This window comes from Luteipulveratus mongoliensis, from assembly GCF_001190945.1.
GTDB lineage: Bacteria > Actinomycetota > Actinomycetes > Actinomycetales > Dermatophilaceae > Luteipulveratus > Luteipulveratus mongoliensis.
Genome location: NZ_CP011112.1, coordinates 2,980,200 through 2,997,480, shown reverse-complemented (window position 1 = coordinate 2,997,480; position 17,281 = coordinate 2,980,200). Strand labels below are relative to the sequence as shown.

Annotated in this window: 13 protein-coding genes; 5 read left to right on the top strand and 8 right to left on the bottom strand. The window is 68.2% G+C overall.

Features of this window, described 5'->3' with window-relative positions; all coding sequences use genetic code 11:
* The first annotated feature begins 78 nt into the window (after positions 1–78).
* On the top strand, positions 79–1,332 hold the full coding sequence (locus tag VV02_RS14275) for an oligosaccharide flippase family protein (RefSeq protein ID WP_157063409.1): 1,254 nt from the start codon (positions 79–81) through the stop codon (positions 1,330–1,332).
* Here the strand turns inward: VV02_RS14275 and VV02_RS14270 are convergent.
* The 4 genes from VV02_RS14270 to VV02_RS14255 all read right to left on the bottom strand — a co-directional run bounded on the left by VV02_RS14270 (position 1,297) and on the right by VV02_RS14255 (position 6,580).
* Entirely contained in the window at positions 1,297–2,130 is an 834-nt protein-coding gene (locus tag VV02_RS14270) for a class I SAM-dependent methyltransferase (protein WP_052592465.1), read from the bottom strand. The genes VV02_RS14275 and VV02_RS14270 overlap by 36 nt on opposite strands.
* A gap of 99 nt (positions 2,131–2,229) precedes the next feature.
* Entirely contained in the window at positions 2,230–4,176 is a 1,947-nt protein-coding gene (locus tag VV02_RS14265) for an acyltransferase family protein (protein WP_052592463.1), read from the bottom strand.
* On the bottom strand, positions 4,173–6,149 hold the full coding sequence (locus tag VV02_RS14260) for an acyltransferase family protein (RefSeq protein ID WP_052592461.1): 1,977 nt from the start codon (positions 6,147–6,149) through the stop codon (positions 4,173–4,175). Before VV02_RS14260 ends, VV02_RS14265 begins: the two co-directional genes overlap by 4 nt.
* Before the next feature lie 71 nt (positions 6,150–6,220).
* The gene (locus tag VV02_RS14255) at positions 6,221–6,580 is read right to left on the bottom strand and encodes a hypothetical protein (protein WP_052592459.1); all 360 of its coding nucleotides are present in this window, start codon (positions 6,578–6,580) and stop codon (positions 6,221–6,223) included.
* Between the two features lie 122 nt (positions 6,581–6,702).
* Here VV02_RS14255 and VV02_RS14250 point away from each other — a divergent pair, with 122 nt between their 5' ends.
* Positions 6,703–8,673 carry an acyltransferase family protein gene (locus tag VV02_RS14250; protein ID WP_169787692.1) on the top strand — a complete coding sequence of 657 codons (1,971 nt, stop codon included), beginning with the start codon at positions 6,703–6,705 and terminating at the stop codon, positions 8,671–8,673.
* 12 nt (positions 8,674–8,685) lie between these two features.
* On the opposite strand, the gene VV02_RS14245 is transcribed toward VV02_RS14250, so the two are convergent.
* Together VV02_RS14245 and VV02_RS14240 are read right to left on the bottom strand one after the other, a co-directional pair.
* The gene (locus VV02_RS14245) at positions 8,686–10,608 is read right to left on the bottom strand and encodes an acyltransferase family protein (RefSeq protein WP_083450165.1); all 1,923 of its coding nucleotides are present in this window, start codon (positions 10,606–10,608) and stop codon (positions 8,686–8,688) included.
* Positions 10,609–10,690: 82 nt separating this feature from the next.
* Positions 10,691–11,695, bottom strand: a complete 1,005-nt coding sequence (locus VV02_RS14240) for a nucleotidyltransferase family protein (protein ID WP_052592453.1) — start codon at positions 11,693–11,695, stop codon at positions 10,691–10,693.
* Positions 11,696–11,833: 138 nt separating this feature from the next.
* On the opposite strand from VV02_RS14240, the gene VV02_RS14235 reads away from it, so the two are divergent.
* The gene (locus VV02_RS14235; protein WP_052592451.1) at positions 11,834–12,511 is read left to right on the top strand and encodes a hypothetical protein; all 678 of its coding nucleotides are present in this window, start codon (positions 11,834–11,836) and stop codon (positions 12,509–12,511) included.
* A gap of 63 nt (positions 12,512–12,574) precedes the next feature.
* Here VV02_RS14235 and polA read toward each other — a convergent pair whose 3' ends face one another.
* Positions 12,575–15,253 (bottom strand): DNA polymerase I, encoded by a 2,679-nt coding sequence (gene polA / locus VV02_RS14230; RefSeq protein ID WP_052592450.1) that lies wholly within the window; start codon positions 15,251–15,253, stop codon positions 12,575–12,577.
* A gap of 46 nt (positions 15,254–15,299) precedes the next feature.
* Between polA and VV02_RS14225 the strand changes: the two genes are divergently transcribed.
* Positions 15,300–15,749, top strand: coding sequence for a PaaI family thioesterase (locus tag VV02_RS14225; protein ID WP_052592449.1), 450 nt, complete (start codon positions 15,300–15,302; stop codon positions 15,747–15,749).
* 8 nt (positions 15,750–15,757) lie between these two features.
* Here the strand turns inward: VV02_RS14225 and VV02_RS14220 are convergent, their stop codons facing one another.
* A complete protein-coding gene (locus VV02_RS14220) occupies positions 15,758–16,345 on the bottom strand; it encodes a GNAT family N-acetyltransferase (RefSeq protein ID WP_052592448.1) in 588 nt (195 codons plus the stop codon).
* A gap of 172 nt (positions 16,346–16,517) precedes the next feature.
* Between VV02_RS14220 and VV02_RS14215 the strand changes: the two genes are divergently transcribed.
* A complete protein-coding gene (locus tag VV02_RS14215) occupies positions 16,518–17,276 on the top strand; it encodes a DUF554 domain-containing protein (RefSeq protein ID WP_083450163.1) in 759 nt (252 codons plus the stop codon).
* The last annotated feature ends 5 nt before the right edge of the window (positions 17,277–17,281 follow it).

The following is a 17,281-nucleotide window of genomic DNA, read 5'->3' as shown; positions in this document are numbered from 1 at the left end:
GGTCGCTTCGGGCGACGGCCAATATAACCCGTGAGTAGCCTGGATCACACTTAGCCGCTCGATGCGAAGGTCACCTCCTTGAAGCCACGCCATGCCGCGCCGCCCAGCCCGTGGCGCGCGACACTGACGGGCGCCGTGCTCGGTGTGGCCATGGGAGTCTCGAATGTCCTGAGCTACCTGTTCGTCGTGGTCCTGGCGCCCACGCTCGGGCCGGCCGACTTCGGCGGCTACTCCGCGCTCTCGACGTACGGCATCCTGCTGGCGATCCCCGCCGGCGCCTTCCAGGTCGTGGTCGCCCGCCATCTCGCTTCAGGCGAGCTCACCAGCGGGGTCCGGCTCGCTGCGTGGATCGGTACGGCACTCGCCGGACTGACCGTGGCGCTGTCGACCGTGCTGGCGTCGGGCTTCCACCTCGACTCGCTCTGGTCCCCCGTGCTGCTCGGCCTGACGCTCATCCCGATGACGTTGACGGGGGCCTTCCAGGGGGTGCTCCTCGGTGAGCAGCGGGTCCGCGGGCTCTCGAGTCTCTACATCGTGACGGCCGGCGGTCGGTTGGCCGCGGCCTGCGCGGCCGCCCTGCTCGGGCTCAGGGTCGAGGAGGTCTTCGGCGTCCTGCTCATCGCGAGCACCTTCGGGGCTGCCTGGGGGTGGTGGCTGTGCCGTGAGGCGATCCGGCGGCTGCCCGGGGCGACGCGTGGACTCGTCACTGAGCTGATCAAGTCCAACACGACGCTGGCGGCGTTCATGGCGCTCACCAACGTGGACGTGATCCTGGCGCGTCACTTCCTGTCGGCCCACGACTCAGGCGGTTATGCGCTGGCCTCGACGTTCGGTCGAGCCGTCTGTTGGGCCACCCAGTTCGTCGCTCTCCTGGTCGTCCCCCGGATGCAGTCGCACGGCGCCACGCGGGTGCTGCTCAAGGCGTCCGGACTGGTGCTCGCCCTCGGCCTGGTCGCCCTCGGCGTCGTCGCTGCGGCGCCACGCCTGTGGATCCGGTTGGCAGGCGGTGACCAGTACGTCGACTTCGCCTATCTCGCGGTGGCGTGCGTCGCGCTCGGCACGACCTGGGCACTCGCGCAGGTCTGGCTGTTCTCGGAGATGGGCGGCAACTCGGCGACGCTCGGCCTGCTGACCTGGGTCGTCCTGGTCACTCAGTGCGCGGTCATCGCCTTCTGGTGGCACGACTCAGCAGCGCAGATCGTGACGGTATGTGTGGTTGGCGCACTCGTCGTGGCTGTGACTGGTCTCGTGCGCGTGCTGATCGCCCACCAGGCGGTCGATCCGTTCGACGAGACGTCAGCGATCGCCGCTACCGATGGCACGCGAGCGTGACAGCAGCACCTTCGCGCCGGCCTTGACCACGCCGGGCATGGCGTCCGCGGCCTTCCAGGCGACGGCGTTGACGCGGTCCTGCACCGTCGTCTGGTAGCGACGCAGGGACTCATCGCTGCGGCTGAGACGTGAGGGCTTCGTACGCCGGAACACCAGGGCGTGCAGACCATTGGCCCAGCGCGGGTCATCGGCCTCGCGGGCATCCCAGGTCGCCTCGATCGTCCAGCCGGGGTGGCGCTTCATGAAGAGGCGGTGGGCGCGCTGGACCACCGGCCAGGTCGCGTCGTCCACCAGGACGAGCGCCTCGTCGGCGAGCAGCGGCTCGACGACCGCGAGTGCGAGGTAGTGCGACAGCAGCGTGTGCTCGCCGTCGTAGAAGTAGACGCCGACGGGCCGATCGATCGCACCCGGCTGGACCATCAGCTTGAAGCAGTCCCCCTCGAGCAGCTCGACATCGCTGTCGGCGCCGTAGACGCCGAGGTTGCGCATCAGCTCGGTACGCGCCTCCTGGCCCGCCATCCCGAACTCCATGAAGTTCTCCATGGCATAGAACTTCTTGTCGGCGGCATCCCGCACGGCCCCGCACAGCGAGCGCCCCTTGAAGGTGCCGACCTCGAGGTAGGCCTCGGACTCCGGCATCAGCTGCGCCGCGTGGTTGAGCACGGCCAGCTCGTTGGAGGAGGTGTAGCCGCTGACGTCCTTCTTGACGACGTCCCAGTACGAGTCCAGCGGGTCGGTGTCCTGGGGGTCGCCCGGGAAGAGCGCGGGAACGCCCTCGAAGAATCTCGCCGTGTCCATGCTGGTGATCCGTTCCTGTCCGTCATTACCGCCGAGTAGCGGACTCATAGTGCCATGTGCGCTGCCTCACATGGCAGCGTTCGAGCAGCGGCCGGTCGCTCAGGCGAGCGAGTGGTCTCGTATCCGTGGGGTGATCCAGGTCCAGATCATCGCTGCCGCCTGCGGGGAGAAGTGCAACGTGTCGTGGTAGAGGTTCACGCCTCGGATCGACGGTCGATAGCCGTCGGTGCAGAGCTGGGCGTGCAGGTCGAGGAGCTGCGCGCCGGACGTCTTGCGCACCCAGTCTGCGATGACCCCGTTGGCCCACGTCACGGCCCGGTCGTTACTGCCCTCCGCCGCGAAGAAGCGCAACGACGGGTCCAGGCGCTGGGGGTCGATACGCCGGCACGGCAGGTTGAGCACGCTGATGCGCGTGGCGCCTGAAGCCTTGGCCTGCGCCCACGCGTGGTCCAGGGCCGAGCCGATCAGCTTCGCCAGTGCGGGCGACTGCGGGGTGGCCGGTCCGTCGGGGCCTTGGTGCGTGGTCAGGAAGTGCGTGTCGGCCACGAGCAGGACAGTCCGGTCGCTCTTCTCACGGACGACGGCCGGCCAGTGCGACTTCCAGGCCGTGCACTTCTCATCCTCCTTCTGCGTCTGGCCATCACGGAGGACCGGCACCGTCATCAGGTCGCAGCCGATCGCGCTCTGGTTCTCCAGCCGTACATCGGGGTAGGACCCCGGGGTCCAGCCGGCTGCCAGCGACGCCGCGACCGAGTCGCCGACCAACGTTGTACCGACCGTCTGCCCGTTCCCCTTGTACGCGGCCTGACCTGCCACGAGGGTCGGAACCTCGCTCAGCGCAGGCGCTTTCGTCGTCCAGAGGACCATCGAGCCGGCGGTCAGTACCGCGATCAGGCCGACGGGCAGCAGGCGTCGCGTCGTACGCCGGCGGAAGAGTCCGCGCAGACCGTGCAACAGGATCGGCGCCTCAACGAAGCGGAACGACAGACTCGCCACGACGAGCGTCAGCCCGAGCTGGATCGCGCCGGCCACCACGCGCGGGAGCCCGTTCAGCGGCAGCCACAGAATGATCGGCCAGTGGTAGAGGTAGAGGCCGTACGAGATGCGGCCGAGGTAGGCCAGCGGCGCCCACGAGAACACCCGGTTGATCAGCAGGTTGCGGTCGTCGACAGCCGCGAACCCGATCAGGCCGGCCGCGATCGCGAAGACCAGCATGCCGCCGTTGTTGAACGCCCAGGGCGTGTCCTCGTCCAGGATGAACAGGGCCGAGATCGAGACGAGCATGCCGGTCCACGCGATGCCCTCGACGGCGCCACGCGACAGCCGAGCAGGGGGTCGTCCGTCCGACCCGACGCCGAGCACGAAGGCGACCGCGACTCCGACCAGAAGCGCCTGGGCGCGAGTGTCCGTGCCGTAGTAGAGCCGCGGGTAGTCGGCGAGGCTGTGCAGGCCGAGGTGCGCCGTCCACCAGGCCGACAGCAGGGCCAGCCCAACAGGCACCGCCGCCCGTCGCAGACGCTTCCGGGTCAGCCAGCACACCGCCAGGATGAGGAACGGCGCCAGGACGTAGAACTGCTCCTCGACCGAGAGCGTCCAGGCATGCCGCAGCGGCGACGGGTGTCCGAACATGTCGAAGTAGGCGTCATCGCGTCCGATGAGGCGCCAGTTGAGGAAGAAGCCCAGCGTCGCGAAGGCGTCGCCGCCGAACTGCGAACGCTGCTCGGCCTCCTGGGTGAGCCAGGTGTGCACGACCACCGCGCCGACCAGGATCAGCATCGCCGGCACGATGCGCCGCACCCGTCGCCTGTAGAACTCCAGCGCCCTGATCGTGCCGGTGCGCTGCTGCTCCCGGATCAGCAACCGCGCGATGAGAAAGCCGGAGAACACGAAGAAGTGGTTGATCCCGATCCAACCGCCGGCGAGCGCCGAGACCCCCGCGTGGTACAGCAGTACGAGACTGATGAAGAGGCCCCGGTAGCCGTCGATCGCGGCGTAGCGCTGGGCCCGCGCAGCATTGAGGTCGCGGCGGGTGGTCAGACTGCTCACGAATGCGCTCCGCGCTGATAGGCGGCACGGATCTGCGGGGCGAGCCACGTCCAGATCATCGGCGTCGCCTCCGGAGAGAAGTGGATCGCATCACCGAAGATCTCCAGCCCGTTCCGCCGCGCGTGGAACCCGTCGCTGCACAGCACCTGGTACATGTCGATCACCGCGACGTCGTTCTTGGCGGCCCACGACTTCATCAACGTGTTCAGCGCGACCGGGTCTGTGGCCGCCTTGACGATCTCGGGATGGGCCCGCATGTACGGCCGGTACTCCTCCGGGATGTACTGCACCTTCACGTCGCGACACGGCACGGTGACGACCTGCATCTGCTGCACCCCTGCAGCCTTCGCCCTGCGCCTGAACTCATCCAGTCGAGCCGTGATGAGCCGCTGCATCCGTGGGTCGTCGATCTGCAGCACTGTGCCGTCCGGTGTGATGTGCGGCATCGACAACAGAGCACCACCGAACAGGACGAAGACCTGGGACTTGCTGCTGCGCAGCGTCGCGTCGAACGTGCGCTTCCCACGGAGGCACTCCGGTGAGTTCGGACCGCGCTTGTCCGGTGTCCATCGGATGTCGATATCGACCAGATCGCAGCCCGGAACGGCGAGGTTGACGACGTCGAGGTCGGGATAGCGGCTGCGCGGCATCCGAGCGTTGAGCAGGTAGGGCACCGAGTCACCGAAGATCCCGACCTTCACGTGCGTGGTCCCGGGCTTGTACGTCGCACTCCCCGGGATCAGCTGAATGTTCGGCCCGGTGTCCGCAGAGGTGGCGGCCGCGGGGACCTTGCCCACGACGTACGCGCCGAGCAGCAGCGCGCCGAGGCTTGCCGCCACCAGTACTCGGCCTCGGCCTCGCCGGCCGCGCCGACCGGGCAGCAGGGCACGCACCCCGCGACGCATCACCGGTTGCTCGATGAAGCGGTACGACGCCGCGGCGATCCCGATCGTCAAGGCCATCCCGATGACCACGGCGAGCCACACCGGGAGGTCCGGCCAGGCGTCCTGCAGCCAGAGGTGGATGGGCCAGTGCCAGAGGTAGAGGCCGTACGACAGCTTGCCGAGGTAGGCGATCGGACGCTGACCCAGCACCGTCGTGAGCAGGGACCGTCGCGGGTCGGCGCAGGCGAGCACGAGCCCGGCGAACGCGAGCGAGAACAGGGCCATCCCGCCCTGACCGAACATCCAGCTCGCGAACGGCGGGATGAAGATGTAGCCGGCGAGCATGGCGGCCAGCCCGCCCCATCCGAGGGCTGCCACGACCGAGGTCGGGAGTCGGCGAGGATCACGACCGTTGGACTTCGGGCCGAGGACGAACGCCAGGGCGGCGCCGATGAGCAGGGCCTGCACTCGCGTGTCCGTGCCGTAGTACGCGTGAGCCTGAGCTGACTGGTCAGCGAGGCCGACGTTGGCGGTCCAGACCGCAGAGGCCGCTGCCAGCAGGAGGAGCACGGCGACCTGGTGGCTGCGCCGCCACAGGAAGAGCACCAGCAGCGACACCAGGAACGGCGCGATCAGGTAGAACTGCTCCTCCACCGCCAGCGTCCAGGCGTGCCGCAGGAACGAGGGGTTGCCGAACATCTCGAAGTACTGGTCGTCACGCAGGATCAACCGCCAGTTCATGACGTAGCCGAGGGTCGCGAGCATGTCCGAGCGCAGCGGACGTCGTACGTCGTCGCCTGCGATGAAGACGCCATAGACCGTCAGGGTGCCGAGCAGCAGGAAGAGGCCCGGCAGCAGCCGCCGCATCCGTCGGCGATAGAACTCCAGCGGCCGGATGTCGCCGTAGGTGACGCGCTCCTCGAGCAGCAGCCGGACGATCAGGAAGCCGGACAGCACGAAGAAGACGTTGACCGCGACCCAGGCGCCCTGCAGCCAGCCGACGCCGAGGTGGAACGCCATGAACGTGAGCATGGCGACGCCTCGCACGCCGTCCAGGGCTGGACGGTTGCCGTACCGCGAGCGAGCCAAACCGGTGTCCTTCACCTACGAGAGGGGCGACGAGCTGACGCCACGTCACCCCCGCTGAAGCTGGTCGTTCGTCAGGGGGTGGGCGACTCCTCTGCCGACGATGGGCGGGCAGCCCGCGTCTGCGTACGACGCTCGAAGCCGAACATGACCGCGCCCAGGAGCCCGATCAGGATGCCGGCGACGAGGAAGGCCACCGAGCGGAACTCGTGGACCTTGGGCAGGTCGCCGCAGACATTCTTGGGGAAGGCGTCGCTCGGTGGGCTCTTAGCCGACCCGCAACCGAACTGCGCGCCGCTGGACCCGGTCAGGGTGATCGGGGTGAAGAACCAGTAGACCGCGCCGGCGAGCAGCACCAGGGCCACGACCGTGGTAATCCTGGTACCGAGCCGCGGACTGATGATCGTCCGCGTCTCGAGCGCGTCTGGTGGCATGCGCGGAATACTAACCATCGTTCCGGCGGGACTATCTACTCTTCGGTACATACAGTGGTTCGGTCGCGCTGGAGTTCGTGACACCCTGCCGTGTGCCGGCTGCCGAGTGACGAAAGAAGATCGTGGTTTCCCATCAGCACCGCTCCTTGCCCTACCGCCCTGCCCTGGACGGGCTGCGCGGCCTCGCTGTCGCAGCGGTGCTGATCTATCACATCAACAACGACTGGGCGCCTGGCGGCTGGCTCGGCGTCGACCTCTTCTTCGTGCTCTCCGGCTTCCTGATCACCTCGCTGCTGATCAACGAGCAGCATCGCTGGGGCAGCATCGACCTGATCGGCTTCTGGATGGCGCGCGCCCGCCGGCTGCTGCCCTCGCTGGTCATCGTGCTCAGCGCGGTGCTGGTGGCGGCCAGCATCTGGACTCCACCGGGCCGTCGCTCCCCTGTCGGCTGGGACGTGTTCTCGGCGTTGTTCTACTTCGCGAACTGGCGCTTCCTGCTGGGTGACGAGTCCTACTTCGGCGGGCTCGCGCTGCCATCGCCGGTGCGGCACACCTGGTCGCTGTCCATCGAGGAGCAGTACTACCTCGCGTTCCCCCTGCTCCTCTTGGCGCTCACCGCGATCACCCGCAGCCACAAGGTCCGGGCTGCCGTCCTCCTGCTCCTCGCCCTGGCCTCCGCCTGGTGGATGTTCCATCTGTACGTCCCTGGTCAGGACCCTGGTCGCGTCTACTACGGCACGGACACCCGGGCGTTCGAGCTGTTGATCGGCGCAGCGGCCGGCTGCCTCCTCAGCGGGCGACAGTTCGAGCGTGACCCGAAGTTCCGTCGCGACCGACCGTCAACGAGTGAACGCCTGGTCGCGTGGGCTGCCTGGCCGGCGCTCGCGGTGCTGCTGGTGAGCTTCTTCGTGCTCCCTGAGCACTCTGACGTTCCGTTCCAGGGTGGCCTGCTCGTGCTGTCAGCGCTGGCGACGCTGCCCATCATGGCCTCGTCGAGCCGCTCCCCCAATGCCTTGCAGCGGGTGCTGTCCTTCGAGTGGCTGCGGCGGCTGGGTCTGATCAGCTACTCGCTCTACCTGTGGCACTGGCCCGTCATCGTCTTCCTCAACCCATCCGTGTCCCACATGAGCGGGGTGCCGCTCTCCCTGCTGCAGATCGCCCTCTCGGTGACGCTGTCCTACCTGACCTTCCGCTTCGTGGAGAAGCCGATCCGTCGGCACGGGTTCAAGGCGCTCATCCCCCGCCAGCCGCGTCCGAGCGTCGCGGTCGCACGCGTGGCGTTGCCGGTCGTCATCCTGGGCGCGCTGGGCCTGAGCCAGTCGAGCTCGTCGGCCGCGCCGATCGGAGACGAGGGCAAGGGCTCAACCACTCTGGGTGGCGCCCCGCCTCCCCCGACGGCCGCGCCGACTGGGGCGCTGCCGACCGCGCGCAAGGTCATGCTGCTGGGCAACTCCATTCCCGCGAGCCTCATCCAGAACCACAACCCCGGGAGCGTCCCCGACATCGCGGCGACCGGCTCGGTCAGTCTCGGCTGCGACCCGTTCCTGGGCGACAAGCTGGTCGACGGCGACCCGGTCGTACCGTCGAAGGCGTGCGTGGACTGGCAGCACGAGTGGGACGACAGTGTGCGGATCCTCAAGCCGGAGGTGCTGCTCTTCTTCGTGCCGCAGACGCTCGTGAGCGATTTCAAGACCAAGGCCGGAGTGCAACGTTTTGGCACTCCCGGGCACGACGCGTTCATCCGGGACTCGCTGGATGAGGTCCGCAAGATCTCGCTCGACAACGGCGCCAAGCACTTCGCGATCAACACCCTCAGCTGCCACGACCTGCCCGACTTCGGCGTCAACAAGGAGTTCGAGCTGATCAACGACGACAGCCGGGTTCGCCGGGTCAACCGGGTCGCCACCGCGTGGGCGCACCAGCACGGCGTCGACGTGATCGACACCTATGGATCGCTCTGCAAGGGCGGCTACCACGGCACCGTCAATGGCGTTCCGCTCTACCAGGACGGCCTGCACTTCACACCGGAGTCGGGGCCGATCTACTGGCGCTGGCTCGCGCCGCAGCTGAGGACGATCGCGACCCGGCCCTGAGGCCCGACCGCGTCAGCCGGTGACCTTGCGGATCTGTGGCATCAGCCAGGCCCAGAACGCGCGGGCGCCGTCCGCGGTGTAGTGCACGCCGTCGATGCGCAGCTTCACCCCGTGCACAATGTCCTCGAACTTGCCGTTGGGGCAGGCGAAGGAGTCGAGGTCGGCGATGTGCACCCGGTCCGGGTGCTTGGCCGCGAAGGATGTCAGGACGGCGTTGACGGCCTTGGCCCGCTTGGGGTCGTTGCGGTCCACCGACAGGTCATCGCCGCTGACGACGAACTTCTCCTGGTGGTAGCACGGCACGTTGGTGATGTAGATCGGTGCCTTGCTACCGCCTTCGCCCAGCGCATCCAGACCCTTCTCGAGACGACCCGAGAGGTAGGACGCGTAGGCCGGCGTGCCGACGTCGAGCACCTTGCCATCGGCCACGTGGTCGAAGACCTCCCAGCCGCCGAGGCTCCAGACGATCGCCTTCGGCTTGGCCTTCTGCATGCCCTCGCGCCAGTTGGCGAAGATCGTCTCGCACTCGGGCTGGTCGTCGCCTTGCTGCGGCTTGCCGTTGAACGCCAGGTGCTGCTCGGCCGTACCGCAGCCGAAGTTGACGTTGGCCGTCGTCGAGGTGTCCGGGTACTTCTCCTTGGGGAAGTTGTAGCCCAGGCTGAAGCCGACCGAGTCCCCGACGATCAGTACGCCGTAGTCGCCGCTGCCGACCGTCGTCGAGTTGCCCTCACCAGCCTTGGCCGACGGGGCGAGCTGTACGCCGTACGCCGAGATCCCGATCAGCACGGCGGTCACGCCGATGCTGGCGGTCGAGACCGCAGGAGACACACGTGGACCGAGGCGGCGACGGAGCGAGCCGCGCCGGATCGGGTCCTCGACGAGGTAGAACGACGCCGTCGCCACGGCGAACGTGACCGCGAAACGCAGCGCCATGAGCGGCACGGTCCCGAGGTCGACGCGATCGGGCGACAGGAAGATGAAGATCGGCCAGTGCCACAGATAGAGGCCGTACGACAGCTTGCCCACCCAGGCGAGCACAGGCGTACTGATGATGCGAGCGATCGACGTGGTCGGTGCGAGCTCGACGCTGAGCACCAGGAAGACGAACATCACGTCGAACAGCAGGAAGCCGCCGCTGAAGACCCACCCGTCGGCGGGCAGCCACAAGAACGCGGCCAGCGTGCCGGCTGCGGTGACCCAGCCGAGCACCGCGAGGACGCCACGGTGCTGGGCGAGTGCGGCGACCCGGGCCTTGCCCATCCGGTGCAGCACCAGGGCCAGGACCGCGCCGACCAGGATGTCCTGCATTCGAGCATCGGTGCCGTAGTAGACACGGGACGGATCGCCCGGCTTGTTGACCCAGGACATGACCAGGGCGGACAGCAGTCCGAGGGCGCCCACGACGAGCACTGGGCCCCACGACCGGCGCTGCCGGAAGATGCGCAGGAGCAGCAGCAGGAGCAGGGGGAAGAGCAGGTAGTACTGCTCCTCGATCGCCAGCGTCCAGGTGTGCCGGAAGGGTGACGGCGCACCGAACTGCTCGAAGTAGGACTGGCCGGTGATGATCATCCGCCAGTTGGCGACATAGAACAGCGCCGCGATGCCGTCGCCGCGGATCGTCCCTGGGGTCTGGCTGCCCATGATCCGAGGGGCCAGCAACGACACTCCGACCAGCATCACCAGCAGCGCTGGGAGCAGCCGTCGGGCGCGACGCAGGTAGAACCCGACCAGGTCGATGTTGCCCCACTTGGAGTGCTCCTTCAGGAGCAGACCGGTGATCAGGTAGCCCGAGACCACGAAGAAGACGTTGACCGACCAGTAGCCGCCGTGCACCCATGCCACGGGAACGTGGAACAGCATGATGGTGACGACGGAGACCGCCCGGAGCCCGTCCAGCGCCGGTCGATACCCCATCCCGGGTGGGCGTGAGCTCATGATCCTCAACAGACTTCGGCCTACAGAACGCCGACAGCATAGTCGCCGATTACCGGCGAGTAGCCACGACGGGTGGTCTGCATCACACTGTGGGACGGGTCGCCGACCGCACCTCGCCGTCGGCCAGAGCCTCGTCGACCAGGCGGGCTCCCGCTCCCACCACAGACATCGGAGCGAGCACCGAGCCACGGACCACGGCTCCCCCGCCGACGACACCACCCGCCATCACGATGCTGCCCGACACCTGCGCCCGAGGGCCGATGACCGCCCCGTCGTGCACCGCGCTCCCCGCGTCCACCCGAGCGGTCGGGTCCACGTCGGCCGTGGCGGCGATCCACGCGCGGCCGCCGGCCCCGGCAGCACCGGGCAGGTCTCCGAGCACCGCATCGACCGAGGCAGCCACCAGTGCTGAAGGAGAGCCGATGTCCCGGAAGTAGGCCTCCTCGCGAAAGCCCACAACCGGCGTACCGCGCTCGATGAGCCCGGGCACGACCTCGTGCTCCCATGACGCCTTCCGCCCGCTCGGGATCGAGGCGGCCACTGACCGGCTGACCACGTAGGTCCCGGCGTTGATCAGGTCACTCGGAGGGTTGGGTGACTTCTCGACGAACGCCTGTACGCGACCCGCAACGCCCAGGACCACCGATCCGTACGCCCGCGGGTCGGCAACCTGCCGGACGTGGATCGAGACCTCAGCACCCGAGCTCTCGTACGCGGAGACCTGAGCCCGCAGGTCATGGCCACTGAGGAGGTCGCCGTTGAGGACCACCAGGGTGTCGGCCTCGGGGAGATCCGCCACGGCGTCGTACGCGTGGCGCAGGGCTCCCGCTGTGCCCAGCGGCTCGGGTTCGGGTGCGTAACGCAGGCGTACGCCCCAGCGCGATCCGTCCCCCAGCGCGGGCTCGAACTGATCGGCACAGAAGCCGGTCGCCAGCACGACGTCAGCGATCCCGGCGCCCGCAAGACGGCGCAGCTGATGGACCACGATCGGGTCCGGACCGACCGGCAGCAGATGCTTCGGGCGATGCTCCGTCAGGGGCAGCATCCGGGTCCCGTAACCCCCAGCGAGCACGATGCCGACTGCCACGCTCACCTCCTGGGACTGCACTGTGCCGCCTCTCCGGACGGCTGACCGAGGTGCACGCTACCGAGCCTCGTCTCACCGGGCGCGCAGCGGCGTGACTAAGGCCACTCGCGCTCATGACTTGCTAGTAGCATCCAGCGCATGCCTGAGGACCACGACAGCCGGACGCTGATCTCGCCCCGCACGGGGACGAAGGTCTGCCTCCTCGTCGCCCTGCCCTTCCTGCTGGCGGCGGCCTACTTCTTCTTCGTGCCGATCACCCTGCGGGGATCGACCGGCTCGACCTTCAACTGTGACTCGGCGGCCAGCGCGCCCACGGGCAGCTTCCAGAAGGGCACCTGCGGCGACCTCAACACGATCAACCGCTACCGCGCCATCGCGCTCGGTGCGACGGGTCTGCTGATCGGTGGCCTCGGCAGTGCGATGTTCGGTGTCGAGCGACGCCAGGAGCTGCGGCCGCGCCGCGACCACGAGGACGAGGACGAGCGCCCTCGCCGCGACCGTGACGAGGAGCGCGACCGCCCGCGTCGCCGCCGGGACGAGGAGGAGGACCAGGACGACTCGCGTTCGCGGGACCGCTCCGCCTTCCTGCCGGATGACGATGCGCTGCGAGGCGCACGTCGCGGCGAGACCACCGGGTCGCGCGGCAGCCGACGGCTGGACTCCGACGATGAGTCGACCGCGCCGGCGCCGGCGCCGTCCCGCAGCGCGCGCCGCTACGAGGAAGAGACACGATCGGCACGCCACGAGCTCGACCCCGATGACCCCGCTCCGCGGCGGCGGACCTTCGACCGACCGGATGACCGTTACGACGACTGACCCAGCACCATCGAGAAGGCCCCGCGACCAGGTCGCGGGGCCTTGCTTGTTGGAGAGCGGCCGTCAGTGTGCGGCGTCGTGCCAGGAGCCGCCGACGCCGACGCTGACGTCCAGCGGCACGTCCATCTCGACGGCCGCGCCCATCTCGGTCCGGACCAGCTTTTCGAGGTCGTCGCGCTCGCCCGGAGCGACTTCGAGCACGAGCTCGTCGTGTACCTGCAGCAGCATCCGTGACTTCGCCTCGGACTCCTGCAGCGCACGGTCCACGCGCAGCATCGCGAGCTTGATGATGTCCGCTGCCGAGCCCTGGATCGGGGCGTTGAGCGCCATCCGCTCCGCCATCTGACGCCGCTGCCGGTTGTCGGAGTTGAGGTCGGGCAGGTAGCGGCGCCGGCCCAGCATCGTCTCGGTGTAGCCCGTGCTGCGCGCGTCGGCGACGATCTCCTTGAGGTAGTCACGGACGCCGCCGAAACGAGCGAAGTACTCGTCCATCAGCCCGCTGGCCTCCTCGGTGCTGATCGTCAGCTGCTTGGACAGCCCGAACGCGGACAACCCGTAGGCCAAGCCGTAGGACATCGCCTTGATCTTGGCGCGCATCTCGAGCGTGACGTCCTCGGGCTCCACCGCGAAGACCCGCGACCCGACGAACCGGTGCAGGTCCTCCCCCGTCCGGAACGCCTCGATCAGCCCCTCGTCACCGGACAGGTGAGCCATGATGCGCATCTCGATCTGGCTGTAGTCGGCCGACATCAGCGACTCATAGCCATCGCCCACCACGAACACCTCGCGGATCCGGCGACCGGCCTCGGTGCGGATCGGGATGTTCTGCAGGTTGGGCTCGGTCGAGGACAGCCGACCCGTGGCCGCGATGGTCTGCTGGTAGGTCGTGTGGATGCGCGCGTCATCGGCGACCGACTTGATCAGGCCCTCGACCGTGACCCGCAGCCGCGAGGAGTCGCGGTGCCGCAGCAGCGCCTCCAGGAAAGGGTGCTCGGTCTTGGTGTAGAGGTCGGTCAGCGCATCGGCATCCGTTGTGTAGCCGGTCTTGGTCTTCTTGGTCTTGGGCATGCCGAGCGTCTCGAACAGCACCACCTGGAGCTGCTTCGGTGACCCCAGGTTGATCTGCTCCCCACCGATGGCTTCGAAAGCATCCTGCTGCGCCTCACGCACCCCGTCGGCGTAGTCGCTCTCGAGCGACTCCATCGCGTCACCGTCGACCGCGATTCCGGCGCGCTCCATCGTCGCCAGGACACCGACCAGCGGGAGCTCGATGTCGGCCAGCAGGCCGGTGCCGTTGGTGCGCGCGAGCTCCTCGTCCAGCGCGACGGCAAGATCAGCGACCGCCTGGGCACGCTGCATCGCCGCAACAGCTTCCTCGCTCGTGCCGGTATCACCGAGGTCGAGCAGACCCTGGCCGTCCGCCGGCTCGACCCCCTTGAGCTCACGCTTGAGGTAGCGCAGCACGAGGTCGGTGAGGTCGTACGAGCGCTGGTCCGGGCGTACCAGATAGGCCGCCAGGGCGGTGTCACTGGTCAGCCCGCGCACCTCGAACCCCCGGGCGGCGAGGGCCTGCAGAGGGCCCTTCGCGTCGTACCACGCCTTGGGTCGCTCCGCGTCGCTCAGCCAGGCGCTCAACGCCGCCTCAGCGTCGGGCGTCAGCTCGGTCAGGTCGACGTACGCCGCCGTGCCGGCCGGCGCGGCAACGGCCAGTCCGTGGGCATCGCCGGTGCCACGCGACCAGGTGCCGGCCAGGTGCACCCCGGCACGCTCGCCGGGCGGCAGGTGCTCCGTGATCCAGGCCGCCACCTGCTCGGGGGCCAGCGTCTCGCCCTCGACCTCGACGGCCTCCTCGGCCTCGGCGTCGACCGCCTTGAGTGTCTCGAAGAGCCGGTCGCGCAGCACCCGGAACTCCAGGCCGTCGAAGACCGTGTGGACCTCGTCGCGGTCCCAGGTGCGGCGCTCGAGCTCATCGACCGTGATGTCCAGCGGCATGTCGAGCACCAGCTGGTTGAGGCGACGGTTGCGCAGCACGCCGTCGAGGTGCTCGCGCAGCGCCTCCCCCGCCTTGCCCTTGATCTCACCGACATGGTCGACCACACCCGCGAGATCGCCATAGAGGTTGATCCACTTGGCCGCGGTCTTGGGACCGACACCGGGCACCCCCGGCAGGTTGTCCGAGGTCTCCCCGACCATGGCGGCGAGGTCGCTGTAGCGCTCGGGTGGCACGCCGTACTTCTCCTCGACCGCTGTCGGCGTCATCCGCGCCAGGTCCGAGACCCCCTTGCGCGGGTAGAGCAGCGTGACCCTGTCGTTGATCAGCTGGATCGCGTCACGGTCACCCGAGCAGATCAGCACCTCGTCGAAGTCCGCCGCAACTGCTCGGGTCGTCAGCGTCGCGATGATGTCGTCGGCCTCGAAGCCCGCCACCTCGACATACGGCACGCGCAGCGCGTCGAGCACCTCGTGCACGAGGGACACCTGGCCCTTGAACTCATCGGGCGTCTTGGACCGACCCGCCTTGTACTCGGCGTACTCCTCCGCCCGGAAGGTCTGGCGCGACACGTCGAACGCCACTCCGATGTGGGTGGGCTCCTCGTCGCGCAGCACGTTGATGAGCATCGAGGTGAACCCGTAGACCGCATTGGTCGACTGGCCGGTCGTGGTCGAGAAGTTCTCGACCGGGAGCGCGAAGAACGCGCGGTAGGCAAGGGAGTGTCCGTCGAGGAGGAGGAGCCGCTTCACGCATGAAAGCCTATGGGTCGGAACCGACATGACAGGACGTGTAGCCATGACAGACCCGAGCTCGTCGACCGACGCCCAGACTGCTGAGGCACTGAGCCAGATGAACGCGATGAATCAAGGCACCCTCGCAGAGACCATGGGCATCGAGTTTCTCGACGTCAGCCCGGGCCGCGTCGTGGCGCGGATGCCCGTCAAGGGCAACACCCAGCCGTACGGCCTGCTGCACGGCGGGGCGAGCGTGGTCCTGGCGGAGACGGTCGGGTCGGTCGCTGCGGCCATCCACGCCGGCGAGGGTCGAGTGGCCATGGGTCTGGACATCAACTCCACCCATCACCGAGGAGTCCGTAGCGGCTATGTCACCGCGACGACGACACCGCTCTCGGAGGGACGGTCGGTCGCGAGCTACGACGTCACGATCGTGGACGACGAGGGTCGTCGGGTGAACACCAGCAGGATCACCTGCGTCCTGCGTGACACGCCCAGCAGGGCGACCTGAGCGGCGCCTCAGATGCCGGTGCCGCGCGCCAGCCCGACGCGGGCGGCGGTGCGGGCCCGCAAGGACCGGCGACGGCGTACGACGGCCTCTGAGGTCGACTCCTGCTCGTCGCCCGCGAGGCGACGGCGCAGGGCGCCCGGGGACGTCGAACGGCTAGTCACCGACGGAGCGAATCCGAGGCGCGCGAAGTAGCGGTTGCTGTCCTTCTCCTGAGCCGGGACGCAGGAGACCAGCTGGTTGGCGCCGATGTACTCGGCATAGCGCGCGGCCATCCGAAGGAGCTCACGAGCCACGCCCGTACGCCGATGGGCCGGATCGACCCACAGCTGGTCGATCCACGCGGCGGCGTCGTCATTCAGACCAGACAGCGGGCTATGAGTGACGACGACGAAACCGAGCTGCGCACCATCCGCCTTGGCGACGTAAATGCGAATATCGTCTCGTAGCAACGCATCCCGGATGCGACCCTCGCGCACGGCACGACGCGCCCAGTCAGCGGTCTGACCGACGGCCACGCGCGACTCGATCCACAACGGAGCGAACGCCTGCTCGTCGTCCACGCCGACACGACTGACTGAGACCGGGGACCGGGACAACAGCTCCTCCTCACGAGGGCGGTTCGGACGTGCTACAAGGCGTCAGAGTACGCCGTCGCACGATCCGGTGAGATACGAATGGGGTGGTGGAAATTCACGGCGGAACCCACCGTTCACCCGCAGCGTAGAGCACCGCTGGTGGACGTCTTACCCCGCCGTAGGGTGAGCACTCGTGGACAGTCCCTTTCCCGGTTTCGGCACCGTCATCAATGTCGCAACCGTGCTCCTTGGCGCCTCACTCGGCATGCTTGTCGGTCATCGGCTACCTGAGCGCACCCGTTCAGTCGTGACCGACTGCCTCGGCCTGGTCACCCTGCTGATGGCTGCTCTGTCCGCTTATCAGGTGACGGCGCCGTCGCTCGAGGACACCGTCGGTGACGGTGCGCCGGTACTGATCGTCCTCGGCAGCCTGCTCATCGGTTCGATCGCCGGCTCGTTGCTCCAGATCGAGCGCCGGCTCGAAGGACTGGCCGGTGTGCTGCAGAGACGGATGCGCCACGACGGCGGCGGGCATGCCGAGCGGGAACGCTTCATCGAAGGCTGGATGACGGCGTCGTTGCTGTTCTGCGTGGGCCCGCTGACCATCTTGGGCACCCTGAGCGACGGCCTCGGTCGCGGTATCGACCAGCTGGTCCTGAAGTCCGTGCTGGACGGATTCGCCGCGCTGGCGTTCGCGTCGACGTTCGGCATCGGAGTGCTGATGTCCGCTCTGTCCGTGGCGGTGATCCAAGGCTCGCTCACCGTGCTCGGTGTGCTGCTCGGATCGGTGCTGCCGGACGCTCACATCGCGGCGCTGACCGCCACCGGCGGGTTGCTGCTCGTGGGAATCGGCCTGCGGCTGCTACGGATTCGCGAGATCCCGGTCGGTGACATGTTGCCCGCGATCGTCGTCGCACCCCTCCTGACAGCCCTCGTCGCCGCCTTCCGGTGACCGGC

What these genes read in the sequence shown, in the direction of transcription:
- VV02_RS14255 (WP_052592459.1), bottom strand. Translation starts at nt 6,580, where the DNA reads ATGCCACCAGACGCGCTCGAGACGCGGACGATCATCAGTCCGCGGCTC.
- VV02_RS14270 (WP_052592465.1), bottom strand. Translation starts at nt 2,130, where the DNA reads ATGGACACGGCGAGATTCTTCGAGGGCGTTCCCGCGCTCTTCCCGGGC.
- VV02_RS14235 (WP_052592451.1), top strand. Translation starts at nt 11,834, where the DNA reads ATGCCTGAGGACCACGACAGCCGGACGCTGATCTCGCCCCGCACGGGG.
- VV02_RS14225 (WP_052592449.1), top strand. Translation starts at nt 15,300, where the DNA reads ATGACAGACCCGAGCTCGTCGACCGACGCCCAGACTGCTGAGGCACTG.
- VV02_RS14245 (WP_083450165.1), bottom strand. Translation starts at nt 10,608, where the DNA reads ATGAGCTCACGCCCACCCGGGATGGGGTATCGACCGGCGCTGGACGGG.